The organism is Rhodoferax ferrireducens (genome assembly GCF_003347515.1).
In the GTDB taxonomy this organism is placed as follows: Bacteria; Pseudomonadota; Gammaproteobacteria; order Burkholderiales; family Burkholderiaceae_C; genus Rhodoferax.
Window position 1 is genome coordinate 81,934 of record NZ_QEII01000264.1, and the last position, 15,493, is coordinate 97,426.

The 15,493-nt window shown below is 63.6% G+C and carries 15 protein-coding genes; 9 read left to right on the forward strand and 6 right to left on the reverse strand.

The features are described from left to right. Nucleotides 1–28: 28 nt before the first annotated feature. The 6 genes from C5P05_RS10735 (at nt 29) to slmA (ending at nt 6,167) form a co-directional block, all read left to right on the forward strand. A complete protein-coding gene (locus C5P05_RS10735; RefSeq protein WP_114969832.1) occupies nt 29–343 on the forward strand; it encodes an H-NS family nucleoid-associated regulatory protein in 315 nt (104 codons plus the stop codon). 19 nt (nt 344–362) lie between these two features. Next, the gene (locus C5P05_RS10740; protein ID WP_114969833.1) at nt 363–2,237 is read left to right on the forward strand and encodes a polysaccharide biosynthesis protein; all 1,875 of its coding nucleotides are present in this window, start codon (nt 363–365) and stop codon (nt 2,235–2,237) included. A gap of 83 nt (nt 2,238–2,320) precedes the next feature. Then, entirely contained in the window at nt 2,321–3,211 is an 891-nt protein-coding gene (gene argB / locus C5P05_RS10745) for an acetylglutamate kinase (RefSeq protein ID WP_114969834.1), read from the forward strand. 58 nt (nt 3,212–3,269) lie between these two features. After that, the gene (locus tag C5P05_RS10750) at nt 3,270–3,977 is read left to right on the forward strand and encodes a response regulator transcription factor (protein ID WP_114969835.1); all 708 of its coding nucleotides are present in this window, start codon (nt 3,270–3,272) and stop codon (nt 3,975–3,977) included. A 3-nt stretch (nt 3,978–3,980) separates the two neighbouring features. Beyond that, entirely contained in the window at nt 3,981–5,438 is a 1,458-nt protein-coding gene (locus C5P05_RS10755) for a sensor histidine kinase (protein ID WP_232834434.1), read from the forward strand. Between the two features lie 72 nt (nt 5,439–5,510). Beyond that, nucleotides 5,511–6,167: a nucleoid occlusion factor SlmA gene (slmA, locus tag C5P05_RS10760; RefSeq protein ID WP_114969836.1), complete on the forward strand. Its 657-nt coding sequence runs from the start codon at nt 5,511–5,513 to the stop codon at nt 6,165–6,167. A gap of 8 nt (nt 6,168–6,175) precedes the next feature. On the opposite strand, the gene C5P05_RS10765 is transcribed toward slmA, so the two are convergent. From C5P05_RS10765 to C5P05_RS10775, 3 genes are read right to left on the reverse strand one after another with little or no spacing between them, the layout of a single operon-like run. Next, on the reverse strand, nt 6,176–6,829 hold the full coding sequence (locus C5P05_RS10765; protein WP_114969837.1) for a 2-dehydro-3-deoxy-6-phosphogalactonate aldolase: 654 nt from the start codon (nt 6,827–6,829) through the stop codon (nt 6,176–6,178). 7 nt (nt 6,830–6,836) lie between these two features. Next, the gene (locus C5P05_RS10770) at nt 6,837–7,730 is read right to left on the reverse strand and encodes a 2-dehydro-3-deoxygalactonokinase (RefSeq protein WP_114969871.1); all 894 of its coding nucleotides are present in this window, start codon (nt 7,728–7,730) and stop codon (nt 6,837–6,839) included. A gap of 24 nt (nt 7,731–7,754) precedes the next feature. After that, nucleotides 7,755–9,497, reverse strand: a complete 1,743-nt coding sequence (locus tag C5P05_RS10775; RefSeq protein ID WP_114969838.1) for an IlvD/Edd family dehydratase — start codon at nt 9,495–9,497, stop codon at nt 7,755–7,757. A 66-nt stretch (nt 9,498–9,563) separates the two neighbouring features. On the opposite strand from C5P05_RS10775, the gene C5P05_RS10780 reads away from it, so the two are divergent. Next, nucleotides 9,564–10,307 carry a FadR/GntR family transcriptional regulator gene (locus C5P05_RS10780; protein WP_114969839.1) on the forward strand — a complete coding sequence of 248 codons (744 nt, stop codon included), beginning with the start codon at nt 9,564–9,566 and terminating at the stop codon, nt 10,305–10,307. Between the two features lie 34 nt (nt 10,308–10,341). On the opposite strand, the gene C5P05_RS10785 is transcribed toward C5P05_RS10780, so the two are convergent. The 3 genes from C5P05_RS10785 to C5P05_RS10795 are packed head-to-tail and all read right to left on the reverse strand — an operon-like array spanning nt 10,342 to nt 13,723. After that, the gene (locus C5P05_RS10785) at nt 10,342–11,427 is read right to left on the reverse strand and encodes a malate/lactate/ureidoglycolate dehydrogenase (protein ID WP_114969840.1); all 1,086 of its coding nucleotides are present in this window, start codon (nt 11,425–11,427) and stop codon (nt 10,342–10,344) included. 29 nt (nt 11,428–11,456) lie between these two features. Beyond that, entirely contained in the window at nt 11,457–12,992 is a 1,536-nt protein-coding gene (locus tag C5P05_RS10790) for a UxaA family hydrolase (RefSeq protein ID WP_114969841.1), read from the reverse strand. Then, on the reverse strand, nt 12,989–13,723 hold the full coding sequence (locus C5P05_RS10795) for a FadR/GntR family transcriptional regulator (RefSeq protein WP_114969842.1): 735 nt from the start codon (nt 13,721–13,723) through the stop codon (nt 12,989–12,991). Before C5P05_RS10795 ends, C5P05_RS10790 begins: the two co-directional genes overlap by 4 nt. Nucleotides 13,724–13,875: 152 nt before the next feature. Between C5P05_RS10795 and C5P05_RS10800 the strand changes: the two genes are divergently transcribed. Continuing rightward, nucleotides 13,876–14,610 (forward strand): SDR family oxidoreductase, encoded by a 735-nt coding sequence (locus C5P05_RS10800; protein ID WP_114969843.1) that lies wholly within the window; start codon nt 13,876–13,878, stop codon nt 14,608–14,610. Between the two features lie 34 nt (nt 14,611–14,644). Then, nucleotides 14,645–15,493: a fumarylacetoacetate hydrolase family protein gene (locus C5P05_RS10805; RefSeq protein ID WP_114969844.1), complete on the forward strand. Its 849-nt coding sequence runs from the start codon at nt 14,645–14,647 to the stop codon at nt 15,491–15,493.

Consider the following 15,493-nt stretch of genomic DNA (forward strand, 5'->3'; position numbering starts at 1 on the left):
TTAACTTCAAACACATAAGGTATTGACCATGAATAATCTGATCGAAATTCAAAACCAGATAGAAAAACTGCAAAAGCAGGCCAACGAGATCAGGGCGCAGGAGTTTGATAAAACCGTCCAGGAAATCCTGAGCAAAATGACCGCTTTTGGCATCACCCTGAAAGATCTTGAGGCTGTCAAGGGGCGGACGCGCAAGACGGCGTCCGCCACGGCCAAGCCGGCCGCCGCCAAATACCGGGGACCCAATGGCGAAACCTGGAGTGGCCGCGGTTTGACACCTCGATGGTTGGCCGCACTGGTGGCCCAGGGGCATGCCAAAGAAGAGTTCACCATCAAAAGTTGATGTGAGCCTGATTAATTAAATGCAAAGCAGGGTATTGGCTTGGCCGCGTGCGGCCAAGCGGCTGGTGGTGGTCGCGCTTGATGTCTTTCTGGCGCTGCTGGCCACCTGGATCGCGTTCACGCTCAGGCTGGATACGCTGCATTGGCCCACGGGCGCGCAATGGTGGGTGTATGCGCTGACACCGACGCTGGCGGTGCCGGTCTTCGTCCGGTTTGGTTTGTATCGAGCCATTTTCAGGTACACGGGGCAGGCGGCCCTGCAGGCCACGGGTCAGGCGGTGATGCTGTATGGCCTGATGTTGCTGGGCGTGCTGTTGTGGCAGCGTTGGCCTGGCGTGCCGCGCACCTTGGGCGTGCTGCAACCGCTGGTCTTTCTTTTTCTGGTGGGGGGGAGTCGGGCTGTGGCCCGGTTTTGGTTGGCCGACCTGGGTCATGCGCCTGTCAAGGATGAAGGACGCTTGCTGATATTTGGCGCTGGCACCTTGGGTGTGCAGACCGCGGCCTCCCTGCACCTCTCGCGGCAGTTCGCGTTGCTGGGTTTTGTCGACGACGACACGGCCAAGGTGGGGCGCAGCATTGACGGCATCCCGGTTTTTGCATCCACCGAGCTGCCCGCCGTGGTGGCGCGGCAAGGTGTCACCGATATTTTGCTGGCACTGCCCAGCGCGTCCCGAGACCGCCGGAAAATCATTATTGACAGCTTGCGATCACTGCCGGTCCATATCCGGACCCTGCCGGGTTTGGCGGATCTGGCCAGTGGCCGGGTCACGGTGCAAGACTTTTGTGAACTCGATGTCGAAGACCTGCTGGGCCGCGATCCCGTGCCGCCCGATGCCGAGTTGATTGCGCGCGACCTCGCGGGGCAAGTGGTGCTGGTGACCGGGGCCGGCGGCAGTATTGGCGGCGAGCTGACGCGGCAAATCGTGCGACAAGGGCCGCGCCAACTGCTGTTGCTCGACCACAACGAGTTTGGTCTTTACACCATCCACCAGGAGTTGCAGGGCATCTGCGCGGCCAGTGGCTTGTCCGTGGAATTGGTGCCGCTGCTGGGCAGTGTGGCCAACTATGCGCGCCTGCTCTCGGTCTGCATGGCGTACCGTCCGGCTACCGTCTACCACGCTGCCGCCTATAAACATGTGCCCATGGTCGAAGACAACGCAGGCGAAGGCGTGGCCAACAACGTCTTCGGCACGCTCAACATGGCCCGCGCGGCACAGACCAGTGGTGTCAAACGTTTTGTGCTGGTGTCCACCGACAAGGCGGTCCGGCCCACCAATGTGATGGGCGCGACCAAACGCATGGCCGAGCTGGTGCTGCAGGCACTGGCCGCCGACACCACCGACACCTGCTTCACGATGGTCCGTTTTGGCAATGTGCTGGATTCGAGTGGCAGTGTGGTGCCCTTGTTTCGCCGGCAATTGGCCGCGGGCGGGCCGCTGACGGTGACACACGCCGACGTCACGCGCTATTTCATGACGATCCCGGAGGCCGCGCAGCTGGTGCTGCAGGCCGGCGCTATGGCTGTTGGCGGCGACGTGTTTGTGCTGGACATGGGCGAGCCGGTGAAGATCATGGATCTGGCGCGGCGCATGGTGCAGCTCAGCGGCCTGAGCGTGCGCGACGAGGCCAACCCGAATGGCGACATCGACATTGCCATCACCGGGCTTCGTCCGGGTGAAAAACTGTATGAGGAGTTGTTGATTGGCGACAACCCCGAACGCACGGCCCACCCCCGCATCATGAAAGCGCATGAGCCGTGCATCCCGTGGGCGCAGCTGGCCGAGGAGTTGCTGTCGCTTGAGTCCGCCGCTCAGCGCGACGACCTTGAGGCGATCAATACCTTTCTGCTGCAGCATGTGCACGGCTACCAGCCGGGCGAACTGCCTGCCCCGTGACGCTTTTGGATTGAAGCCCCGGGCGGTGCCCAACATGCGGCACAATTTGCACATTGCCCCTTTCCTCATTGAGTGCCACACCCATGACTGACGTTTCCAGCATTCCCCCGCGCGACAAGGCCGAAATCCTGGCCCAGGCGCTGCCTTACATCCGCAAGTTTCATGGCAAGACCATGGTCATCAAGTACGGCGGCAATGCCATGACCGATCCGGCCTTACAGGCTGACTTTGCCGAAGACGTGGTCCTGCTCAAGCTGGTGGGCATCAACCCGGTGGTGGTGCATGGTGGCGGACCGCAAATTGAGACGGCACTCAAGCGCCTGGGTAAAAAAGGCGAGTTTATCCAGGGCATGCGCGTGACCGACGCCGAAACCATGGAAGTGGTGGAGTGGGTGCTGGCGGGCGAAGTGCAGCAGGACATCGTCGGCCTGATCAACCAGGCCGGCGGCAAGGCGGTCGGTCTGACCGGGCGCGACGGCGGCATGATTCGCGCCCAGAAACTCAAAATGCTGGACAACGCCGACCCGAGCATCGAGCATGACGTGGGCCAGGTCGGCGACATCGTCAGCATTGACCCCAGCGTGGTCAAGGCGCTGCAGGATGATGCCTTCATCCCGGTGATCAGCCCGATCGGTTTTGGCGAAAACAACGAGAGCTACAACATCAACGCCGACGTCGTGGCCGCCAAGCTGGCCACGGTGCTGAAAGCCGAAAAGCTGATGATGCTGACCAACATCAGCGGCGTGCTCGACAAGTCAGGCAAATTGCTCACCAACCTCAGTGCGCGCCAGATCGACGAGTTGTTTGCCGACGGCACCATCAGCGGCGGCATGCTGCCCAAGATCAGCGGCGCGCTGGACGCCGCCAAAAGCGGTGTCAACACGGTGCACATCGTGGATGGGCGGGTACCGCATGTGCTCCTGCTGGAGATTTTGACCGACCAAGCCTATGGAACGATGATTCGTTCGCATTGATTTGCTATTGTTTTGGTAGTTGATTGCGCAATAAGCACGAGGGCTAGAGGCCGATTTCATGAGACTTTTGCTGGTTGAAGACGACCTGATGGTGGCCAGCGGCATCAAGCTGGGGCTCACCCATGCCGGCTACGCGGTGGACTGGGTGAGCAGCGCAGAGCGTGCCTTGGAAGTCACGCTGCGCGAAGCCTTTGACGTGGCCATCATCGACATCGGTCTGCCTGGCATGGATGGCCTGGCCTTGACGCAGCGTTTGCGCAAGGACGGTCACGCCATGCCGGTGCTGATACTCACGGCGCGCGACGCCCTGCAGGATCGGGTCCAGGGTCTGGACACCGGTGCGGACGACTACATGATCAAGCCGTTCGAGTTGCCCGAGTTGCTGGCGCGGCTGCGCGCGCTCTTGCGCCGCTCGCAGGCCGCCACCTCTTCGGTGCTGAGCTTTGGCCCGCTGGAGCTCGACACCGCGACCCGGCTGGCCTGCATCCGACCGGGTGGTCAGCCGATCGAGCTGGGGCCACGCGAATGGACGGTGATGGAGTATTTACTCATCAACGCGCCCAAGCCGGCCAACAAGGACAAACTGCTGCAGGCCTTGACGGGCTGGGACAAGGAAATCACGCCCAATGCGGTGGAGGTGTACATCTCCCGCCTGCGGGGCAAGCTGGAGCCCCACGGTATTGCCTTGCGTTCGATTCGCGGTTTTGGTTACCGGCTGGAGATGGCCGCTGACGGCAGCACCGACCCCCACATCACGGCCGCTTGAGCGATGCAGCTGGCCGCCCTGTCCTCGGGCCTGCAGCGACGCCTCTTGCTGCTCTTGTTGATCCCCCTGTGCCTGCTGGCCTTCGTCAACACCTGGTTTGATTACCGTTCGGCGGACACCGCCGCCCTGCAGCAAGACCGGCAGTTGCTCAAGCTGGTGCCGCTGCTGGCCGATTCGGTGGTGGCTAGCGGCAAAACACCCGCTGACCCGCCGGTCATGCTCACGGTGCCGGCGTTGCAGGAGTTTCTCAAGGACCGGGCCGGTGTGTCGGCCTTCTGCATTGCCAGCCTGACGGGCCAGGTGCTGCTGGGCGAGGCCTGGTTGAGCCGGGAGCCGCCGACCACGCGCGAGCCCGAGTTCTCCAGCGAGGAAGAGGGCGGTGTGACCTACCGCATCGTCTCGCAGCGTGTTCAAACCGTCGCCGGTGAACTGGTGGTCCGCCTGGCGGATGGCTCGGACCCGCGCCAGCAGTGGGTCCAGGGCGTGCTACTCAAGGTCGTGCTGCCCAATCTGGTGTTGATGGTGGTGGCGGTCTTTGTGGTCAGTTGGGCGGTCCGACGTGCGCTGGGTCCGCTGCTGACGCTCAAGGAGGCGGTGGAGCACCGGTCGCCGCGCGACTTGAGCGCGATTGATGTGCAGGCTTCGCCGGAAGAGGTTCGCCCGCTGGTGCTGTCGCTGAACCGGTTGTTTGAGCTGGTGAACGCGCAGGCCGAGAGCCAGCGCCGCTTCGTGGCCGATGCCGCGCATCAACTGCGCACGCCGTTGGCCGGCTTGCAAGCGCAGGCCGAAGCCTGGGCACAAGCCGTCAACAACCCTGACGCGGCCGTGGCATGGCAGGAGAAATATGAAGCAAACAGGGCGCTAGCCCCCGCCAATAGTGCGCAAATAGCTATCAATATAGGAGCTAATCAAATCAACCACCTGCGGGATGCCACGCGTCGTACCTCGCAGCTGGCCAATCAGTTGTTGGCTCTCTCCCGGGCCGATGCGCGCAGCCTCGACGCCCAGCCCCTGCAGCGGGTGGATATGAAGGAGCTGTGTGAAACCCTGCTGGAGGTGCATCTGGAGGCGGCCCTGGCCAAAGGCATCGACCTGGGATTGGACGTGCAAGCCGTGCATGTGAGCGGCCATGAGTGGCTGTTGCGCGAACTGCTGGGCAACCTGCTGGACAACGCCCTGAAATACACCCCCGAAGGCGGTACGGTCACGCTGCGCTGCGCCCGCACGGTCGATGACAACACCCCTTTTCTGGAGGTGGAAGATGATGGTCCGGGCGTGCCCGTGGCGGAGCGGCAGCGCGTGTTGGAGCGTTTTTACCGCATGCCGGGCAGTGCCAGCGAAGGCCATGGCCTGGGCCTGGCCATTGCCGACGAGATTGCGCGGGTACACCGCAGCCAGCTGATCGTGAGCAGTGGCGCGGGCGGGCGAGGCGCCCGTTTCACCTTGATTTTCCCCGTCTGACCCCGAGAAAACCCGCAGCCCTGCTATGCGAGAATCAAATGATTCTTTCGCCTTGTGCCCCCTTTGTGCCCCATGCCTGACGCCGAATCCTCCTCCTCTCCTGCACTACTCCCCGCCGATTCAGGCCATGAGCCAGCCGCGCCGGTTCGCAAGCGCCCGAAGCCGGGCGAACGCCGGATACAGATCCTGCAGGCGCTGGCGAGCATGCTGGAGCAACCCGGTGCCGAGCGCGTCACCACCGCAGCACTGGCGGCGCAACTGGATGTGAGCGAGGCGGCTTTGTACCGGCACTTTGCCAGCAAGGCCCAGATGTATGAGGGCCTGATCGACTTCATTGAGCAGTCGGTGTTTTCGCTGGTCAACCAGATTGCCCAGCGAGAAGGCGTGGCGGGCACGGGCCAGGCCGGCAAGGTGGTGGCCATGCTGATGCAGTTCGCCGAGAAGAATCCCGGCATGACGCGCGTCATGGTGGGCGACGCGCTGGTGTTCGAGAATGAGCGCCTGCAACAGCGCATGAACCAGTTTTTCGAGAAGATCGAGTCCAGCCTCAAGCAAAGCCTGCGCGGCGCGGCCGAGGCAAGTGGCTCGGCCACGCCGACGGTGGACACGCAGGTGCGCGCGTCCGTGCTCACCGCTTTCCTGGTCGGGCGTCTGCAGCGCTTTGCGCGCTCGGGTTTCAAGCGCCTGCCCTCCGAGCACCTCGAAGCCAGCCTGGCGCTGATGCTTTAGGCGCCGCGCTAGGTCGCGTTCCGGACCGTGCCTTGGGCCGCTGTGAGGGCCGCGATGAAGCGCAAGGCATTGGCCTGGACCTGCGCTGGCGTCATGCCCGGTTTGTAGAGCGCGGACCCAATGCCAAAGCCGGCGGCGCCGGCGGCCAGATAGTTGCCCATGTTGTCCGGCGTCACACCGCCGACCGGGAACAGTCGCGTGTCGGCGGGCAGCACCGCACGAAGGGCCCGGACCACGGACGGGCTGATCATCTCGGACGGAAACAGCTTGAGTCCGGTGGCTCCAGCTTCCAGTGCGCCGAACGCCTCGGTGGCGGTCATCACGCCCGGCAGGCACACCAGCCCCAGTCGCACGGCTTCGCGCACCACCGCTGCATTGAAGTTGGGCGACACGATCAGTTGGCCGCCGGCGGCGTGAACCTGGCGCACATCGTCCGGCGTGAGCACCGTGCCGGCACCGACCAAGGCCTGGGGAAAGTGGCTGGCCAGCGCGGCGATGCTCGTCAAAGGATCGGGTGAGTTCAGCGGAACCTCAATCAAGGTCCAGCCCGTGGTGGTCAGGGCGTCGCCCATGGCCACGGCCTCATGCGCTTGCAGGCCGCGCAGGATGGCGACCAGGGGGATGTGCTTCAGGGCGGCTTCAAGTTTTTGGTGTGCGTTCATGGTGTCTTCAAGCAGAGGAAGTGAGTGTTTTTGCGATCGCCCACAGACCGGCCCAGGTGGCCTCAGAGCCCATCCTTTGTGCGGCGACGTCGCGCAGGGCCAGGGCGTTTTGGTAGCGCTGCGTCAAGGCTTCCGAGCCGATGATGACCACCTCGGTGCCGGCCGGCACGGTCTGGACACGCAGTTCCTCGCCAATCACCAGGCCGGACAGGTAACTCGGCAGGGCGGCGGCGGGCAGGCGATCGAACAGCGCCAGGGTTCGGACGCTGAAGGCGGTGTGCAGCAGGCTGCTGCCGCGCAGGGCCCGTGTCACGCCTTGGTCGAAAGCCGCGCTGTCAAACTCGCCGTCACTGGCGGGCAGGGTGCGCGACAAAATGGAGTGCTTGCGCAGCAGGGCGAAGAACTCGCCCGTCATGAAAGTCGAGAAGGACTGGATACGCCCTGCTTGCACGCGCACCCATTTGCTGTGCGTCCCCGGTAGCACCACCAGGGCGTCTTGCAGGCCGAGCAGTTGCAGGGCGCCGAAAATCTGCGTTTCTTCGCCCCGCATGACGTCGGGCATGCCATCGTGTTCGCAGGTCAGTCCCGGCACGATGGCGATGCTGCCATGCTCCACCCAACTCAGCTGACCGGCGACTTCTTCAAAGCCGGCCGGACAGGCGCAATATGGGGCTTCCCGCCAGCCCTGCTTGCTGCCGACCATGCCGGACATCAGGCACATGGCGCCATCGGTCTTCATCCAGTCGCCAAAGCAGGCGTCGAAAACAGCAGGGAATTCACCCGCGGCCACGCTCAGGATGCCGCGCTCAAAAGCCCGTTCTTCCAGGACCTGTCCCGTGGCATCCAGCCGGGCGCCGCGCAGCGACGACGTGCCCCAGTCCACCGCGATCAAAGACTTCACAGCAGGTTCCTCATCAGTATTCATTCAGTGATTGTCCCGCGGCACAAACGAGCCCCGCTTGCCGACGAGGAAGTCCAGATCCACGCCCTGATCGGCCTGCAGCACATGGTCGATGTAGAGCTTCCAGTAGCCGGAGGTCATGGGCGGCGCGGGCGGGCTCCAGTTGGCCAGGCGGCGGGCCAGCTCCTCGTCCGTCACATGCAGATGAATCTTGCGTTGCGGCACATCGAGCTCGATGATGTCGCCGTTTTGCACCACCGCCAACGGTCCGCCGGCGGCCGCCTCGGGCGCGGTGTGCAAGACCACGGTGCCATAGGCCGTGCCGCTCATGCGGCCGTCGCAGATGCGCACCATGTCGGTAATGCCCTTGCGCAGAATCTTCGGCGGCAGCGGCATGTTGCTCACCTCCGCCATGCCGGGGTAGCCCTTGGGGCCGCAGTTCTTGAGCACCATCACGCAGGTTTCATCCACATCCAGATTCTCATCGTCGATGCGGGCATGGAAGTCCTCGATATTCTCGAACACCACAGCCCGACCCTTGTGCACCATCAGTTCAGGCGTGGCGGCGCTGGGCTTGATGACGGCACCGCGCGGTGCCAGATTGCCGCGCAGCACGGCAATGCCGGCCTTGTCCTTGAAAGGCGCGCCCAGCGGCATGATGACTTCGGTGTTGTAGTTTTGCGCGTCGGCGATGTTCTCGCCCACGGTCTTGCCGTTGGCGGTCACGGCGTCCAGGTGCAGGTGCTGCGCGATTTCTTTCATCACCACCGGCAGGCCGCCGGCGTAGCAAAAATCTTCCATCAGGTACTTGCCCGAGGGCTGCAGGTTGACCAGGCACGGCAGTTCGCTGGCCAGCCGGTCGAAATCGTCGATGCTGAGCGGGATGCCAATCCGCCCGGCCATGGCGATCAGGTGAATCACGGCGTTGGTCGAGCCGCCAATGGCGGCCAGTGTTTTGATGGCGTTCTCGAATGCTTCCCGGGTCAGGATGCTGGACAGCTTCTGGTCCTCGTGCACCATGTCCACCACGCGCCGTCCGGCCATGCGCGCCAGTACATTGCGCCGTCCATCCACGGCCGGATAAGCCGCGTTGCCGGGCAAGCCGAGGCCCAGCGCTTCCACCATGCTGGCCATGGTGCTGGCGGTGCCCATGGTCATGCAGTGGCCGTGGCTGCGGTGCATGCAGCTCTCGGCCTCGAAGAACTCCTCCAGCTTGAGCGTGCCGGCGCGGACCTGCTCGCTCATGCTCCAGACCCCCGTGCCCGAGCCCAGCTCCTGGCCGCGCCATTTGCCGTTGAGCATCGGGCCGCCGCTGACGCCGATGGTCGGCAGGTCCACGCTGGCCGCGCCCATCACCAGCGAGGGCGTGGTCTTGTCGCAGCCCATCAGCAGCACCACGCCGTCGATCGGGTTGCCGCGAATGCTTTCTTCCACATCCATGCTGGCCAGATTGCGGTACAGCATGGCGGTCGGGCGCAGCAGGGTCTCGCCCAGCGACATCACCGGAAACTCCAGCGGGAAGCCGCCGGCCTCGTAGACGCCGATCTTCACCTGCTCGGCCAGCGTGCGAAAATGCGAGTTGCAAGGCGTCAGCTCGCTGAAGGTGTTGCAAATCCCAATCACCGGACGGCCATCAAACTGATCGTGCGGCACGCCCTTGCCCTTGACCCAGCTGCGGTAGGCAAAACCGTCGCGGTCCTGGCGGCCGAACCATTGCTGGCTGCGTAGTTCTGTGCTCTTCTTTTTTGGGGTGCTCGAATCGGTCATAGGGTAAGTCCTGAATTTGTAAACATATTATCGTCATATGATTGAAAATGTGTCCTAGTAATAACCATGATTAAAAACGTCCACGGCAATACGGTTGACCACCTCGGCGAAGCCATCGTCGCGGGCCGCTATGCGCCGGGCGCATCGATTCCGCCCGAGCCGCTGCTGGGCGAAGAGCTGGGCGTCAGCCGCACCGTGGTGCGCGAAGCGGTGAAGTCGCTGATCGCCAAGGGCCTGGTGACCACCGGCCCCAAGGTGGGCACCCGTGTGTTGTCCGAAGAGCACTGGAACTGGTTCGATCCGGACGTGATTGCCTGGCAATCCAAGGCCGGCCTCACGCCGGAGTTCTTGCGTGATCTGCAGGATTTGCGTCGAGCCGTCGAACCGGCGGCGGTCCGGATGGCGGCCGAGCGCGCCACGGCGCAGGACATTGCCGCTATTGAAGCGGCGTTCGAGGGCATGACGCGGGCCGTGAAGGAGGGCGGCGACTATGTCACCTATGACCTGCGCTTCCACCAGGGCCTGTTGCGTGCCTGTCGCAACCGCATGTTGATTCACATGAGCAAGGCCTTGAGCGCCCTGTTGCGCACCAGCTTTGAGTTGTCCACCAGCAAGAAAGGCGGGCCGGCCAGCTCCCTTGCGCTGCATCGCGCCGTGCTCGATGCCGTGATTGCCCGTGACCCAGCCAAGGCCGAAAAAGCGATATTGATCCTGATTGACGGCGCGCACAAAGATATCGAGCAGATTTTGACCACGCGCCGCCGCCTGCCCCGTCTGAACACGCCGGCATCGGTGCTCAAGGCCGCCTGAGGAGTGACCGGCCGGCCGCGTCAAGCGCCGGCGTTCAGGCTGGCAGGGTGACGCCGACCTTGAGGCCGGCCGCAACAATCTCCTGCCAGGTCAGCTCATCCACCGAGATGCCCTCCGCGCTGCGCTGTGCCCGGTAGGCGCGCTCCGGGTCGCCGGCAATCTGCACGGCGTCGAAACCGGGGGCGACCGGCCCCGCCTGAAGCCAGTTCACAAAAGCCAGCGCTTCCTGTTCAAACGCGGCCTGTGTTCCCAGTTTGGCGGGGTCGATCAGGATGGTCAGCATGCCATTGATGACGGCGCGCACCGCCGGGTCGGTCGGCCGGTGCCAGGTGCCGCTGCCGGTCAGGGCGCCGCCCAGCAGCTCGCAGGCGACGGCCATGCCGTAACCCTTGTGCTCGCCAAATGCCAGCAGGGCACCAAACAGGCCATTGCTTTGCGGCACCACCACCACGCCGGGGTCGGTCGTGGGGTGTCCGTTTTCGTCAATCAGCGTGCCGGGTTCGACCCGGCGGCCTTCGTTGTGGGCCACGCGCATCTTGCCCTGCGCCACCCGGCTGGTGGCAAAGTCCAGAATGAAATGCGCCCCCGAGGGGTCGCTGGCGTCCCGGCCCTTCAGCGGGATGCCAATGCAGCAGGGATTGGTGCCATAGCGTCCATCAGCGCCGCCAAAAGGCGCCACGACCGGGCGCGACAGGACATTCACAAAATGCAGGGACACCAGGCCTTGCGCCACCGCCATTTCGGCAAAGTGGCCGATGCGCCCGAGGTGGTGCGCCTGGCTCAGCGTCATGATGCAGCTGCCATGGGTTCGGGCGCGCGCGATGCCCAGCGCCATGGCCTCTTCGCCGACCACCTGGCCGTAGCCACGCTGGCCGTCCAGCGTGAGCAGTGAGCCGGTATCGAGGACCACGCGCACGCTGCTGTTCGGCTTGAGCCCGCCTTCGAGCACCGCATCCACATAGCGCGGCAGCATGCCCACGCCATGCGAATCATGGCCGCTCAGGTTGGCCATGACCAGATTGCTGGCGACGGTGTTGGCTTCCACCGGCGAACTGCCACACGCTATTAAAATACTAGCTGCTTGCGCAGTAAGGACGGGGGCTAGAAGCACTTTTTTCATATAAGTCTCGGATAATGCCGGATCGGGCTTCACATCACTGCGCCGACCTGCCAGGGCACAAATTCGTTCTGGCCGTAACCGTGCGACTCGCTCTTGCTGTGGGCGCCGGAGGCGGTGGCCAGCACCTTCTCGAAAATGCGTTGTCCCATCGCGGCGATGGTGCAGCTGCCGTCAATGATCTCGCCGCAGTTGATGTCCATGTCTTCTTCCTGTTTGCGCCACAGCGCCGAGTTGGTGGACAGCTTGAGCGAGGGCGAAGGCGCGCAGCCATAGGCCGAGCCGCGACCCGTGGTGAAGCAGATGACGTTGGCGCCGCCTGCCACCTGGCCGGTGGCGCTGACCGGGTCGTAACCGGGGGTGTCCATGAAGACCAGGCCGTGGGCGCTGACGGGCTCGGCGTATTCGTACACCGCCTGCAGGTTGCTGGTGCCGCCCTTGGCCACGGCTCCCAGCGATTTTTCCAGGATGGTGGTCAGGCCGCCGGCCTTGTTGCCCGGCGAGGGGTTGTTGTTCATCTCGCCGTCATTGACCCGGGCGTAGTGCTCCCACCACTTGATGCGGGTGATCAGTTTCTCGCCCACCTCAACTTTCACGGCGCGGCGTGTCAGCAAGTGTTCGGCGCCATAAATTTCCGGCGTTTCGCTCGGGATGGCGGAGCCGCCGTGCGCCACCAGCAGGTCCACCGCTGCGCCCAGTGCCGGGTTGGCGCTGATGCCGGAGTAACCGTCCGAGCCGCCGCATTGCAAACCAATGGTGATGTGCGCGGCACTGCAGGGTTCGCGCCGGACGGCGTTGGCCTGGGGCAGCATGTCCTTGATCAGCGCAATGCCCTTGGCCACCGTTTTTGCCGTGCCACCGGTGTCCTGAATGCTGAACGCGCGCAGGGTCTCGCCCTCGCGCAGGCGGCCCGTAGCCAGCCAGGCATTGATCTGGTTGGACTCGCAGCCCAGCCCCACCACCAGCACGGCGGCAAAGTTGGCGTGGGTCGCGTAACCGATCAGGGTGCGCTGCAGGATCTGCAAGCCCAGGCCGTCACTGTCCATGCCGCAGCCGGTGCCGTGCGTCAGGGCGACGACGCCGTCCACATTCGGAAAGGCGGCCAGCGCCGCCGGATTGTTGTGCCGCGAAAAATGGTCGGCGATGGCGCGTGCGGCGGTGGCCGAACAGTTCACGCTGGACAGGATGCCGATGTAGTTGCGCGTGGCCACGCGTCCATCCGCGCGCTTGATGCCCATGAACGTGGCCTCGCGCCGCGCCGGCTCGGGTTTGACGTCGGCCCCAAAGGCGTAGTCCCGTTCAAAGTCGCCCTTGTTCGGGCCCATGTCCAGGTTGGGCGTGTGCACATGCTCGCCGGGGGCGATCGGCTTGCTGGCAAAGCCAATGATCTGGTTGTAGCGCCGCACCGGTGCGCCTTGCGAAATGGCGTGGGTGGCAATTTTGTGGCCGGCCGGGATCAACCCTTTGACGGGAAACCCTTCAATGACGGTGCCGCCCAGCAGTTGCTGGCGGGCGATCAGCACGTCGTCGTTGGGATGAAGGCGAATATAGGAAGGTGTCGAAGTCATGAGGTGGCTTCGGAAGAGGGGCGACGGGTTTTGGCTTTGCGCCAGCTCACACTGAAGCGCGCATGCGAGTTATCCATGTGAAGGTGCATCGCGGCACGGGCGCTGGCTGCATTGCGGGCGCGGATCGCGGCCACAATGGCTTCGTGCTCGGTAATGGCGGCACGCCACGACGGCACGGTTTCAAAGTAGCCACCCAGGCGCGTGAACAAGGGGCCACGGCGTGCGTCCCAAAAGCCTTGCACGGTTTCCGTTAAAACGACGTTGCCGCAGGCCTGGACGATGGCTGTGTGAAAGGCGCGGTCACCGTCAAGCGGCAGTCGGCCGGCGTCGGCTTCGTCGCGCATGGCTTGAAGGGCGAGTTCAATCTGGGTCAGATCTTTGCGTTTGGCTTGCAGCGCGGCCAGTGCGGCGACCTCACCTTCAATCACCCGGCGCGCGCGGATCAATTCAAGAGGCCCCCATTCGGTGGAGGCGATGGCGCTGGCGCGGGTGGTGCTACTGCGTTCCAGGACATACACACCCGAGCCCGTGCGCACCTCGACCCAGCTCTCGACCTCCAGCGCAATCAGGGCTTCACGCACCGAGGGGCGGCTGACGCCGAGTTGCTTGGCCAGGTCCCGCTCGGCGGGCAGGCGCGCGCCGACGGCGAACTCGCCAGCTGCGATGGCCGTGCGCAATTGCTCGGCAATCTGGCGATACAAGCGTTGCGGTTCTACGATTTGCAATGCCATAAGGGTCGAAATGAAGGGTTCAGGGGGAATAAGGGTTTGTCTTTATTGGCCAAGTGGTAAGGCCAATTAATAATCACACGATTTGCATTATTCAACATCGGGGCAAACCCTGTCATGGCGGTCCGGTGCCGACTTTTCTGAATGGAGGCGACATGAGGCTACAAGGGAAAACAGCGCTGGTCACGGCCGCAGGCCAGGGTATTGGCCGGGCCAGCGTTCTCGCAATGGCTGCTGAGGGCGCGCAGGTGCTGGCCACCGACGTCAACGCCCAGCTGCTGGAGGGCTTTGCCGGTGTGGCCAATGTCACCACGGCCCGGCTGGACGTGATGGATAAAACCGCCATCCAGGCGCTGGTGGCGCGCATCGCGCCGGTCAACGTGCTGTTCAATTGTGCCGGCGTCGTGCACAACGGCAGCATCCTCCAGGCCACCGATGAGGAGTGGAACTTCGCCTTCAACCTGAACGTGCGTGCGCAGTTCTGGATGATCCAGGCGGCGCTGCCCAAAATGCTGGCGGCGGGCGGCGGCAGCATCATCAACATGGCCAGCGTATGCGGCAGCCTCAAGGGGCTGCCCAATCGTTTTGCCTACGGCGCCAGCAAGGCAGCGGTGGTCGGCCTGACCAAATCGGTCGCGGTCGATTTTGTCGGGCAGGGCATTCGCTGCAACGCCATTGCGCCCGGCACGGTGGACACGCCTTCCCTCGGGGAGCGTATCAACAGCTATGCCGATCCGGCCGAGGCGCGCAAGAATTTCATCGCCCGCCAGCCGATGGGGCGCCTGGCCCAGGCGAACGAAATCGCGCCCATCGTGGTCTACCTGGCCAGCGACGAATCGGTTTTTGCCACCGGTCAACTGTTCTCGGTTGACGGCGGCATGACCATCTGAAACAACACTCAACCAGCAACAGAAAGACAATTTCATGAAACTTGTTCGTTACGGAAATCCCGGCAAAGAAAAGCCCGGCCTGATCGATGCCGAGGGCAAACTGCGCGACCTGAGCGCGGTGGTCAAGGACATTGGTCCTGAACAGCTGGGTGACGCCGCGCTGGCCAAAATCCGCAAGCTGAAGGCGGAAAAATTGCCACTGGTGAAAGGTTTACCCCGCCTGGGTTCGCCGGTCAACGGCGTCGGCAAGTTCATTGCCATTGGCCTGAACTATGCCGATCACGCGGCCGAGTCGAATTTGCCGATTCCCCCGGAGCCGATCGTGTTCATGAAGGCGACCACTTGCATTCAGGGGCCCAACGACCCGGTCATGCTGCCCAAGGGCTCCGTGAAATCTGACTGGGAGGTCGAGCTGGGCGTGGTGATTGGCACCAGAGCGCGCTACGTGTCACAAAAGGCCGCGCTTGATTTTGTCGCCGGTTATTGCACCGTCAACGATGTGAGCGAGCGTGAATACCAGATCGAGCGCGGCGGTACCTGGGACAAGGGCAAGGGCTGCGACACCTTCGGCCCGCTGGGGCCGTGGCTGGTGACACGCGACGACGTGCCCAACCCGCAAAAACTGGCCATGTGGCTGGACCTCAATGGCCAGCGCATGCAAACCGGCAATACGAAGACCATGATATTCAACGTGGCCAAGATCGTGAGTTACGTCAGCCAGTTCATGACCCTGATGCCCGGCGACGTGATCACCACGGGCACGCCACCCGGCGTGGGCCTGGGCATGAAACCGCCGCTGTACCTGAAGAAGGGCGATGTCATGACCCTGGGTATTGAAGGCCTGGGCGAGCAGCGCCAGGTCGTCGTGCCGTTCAAGCTCTGA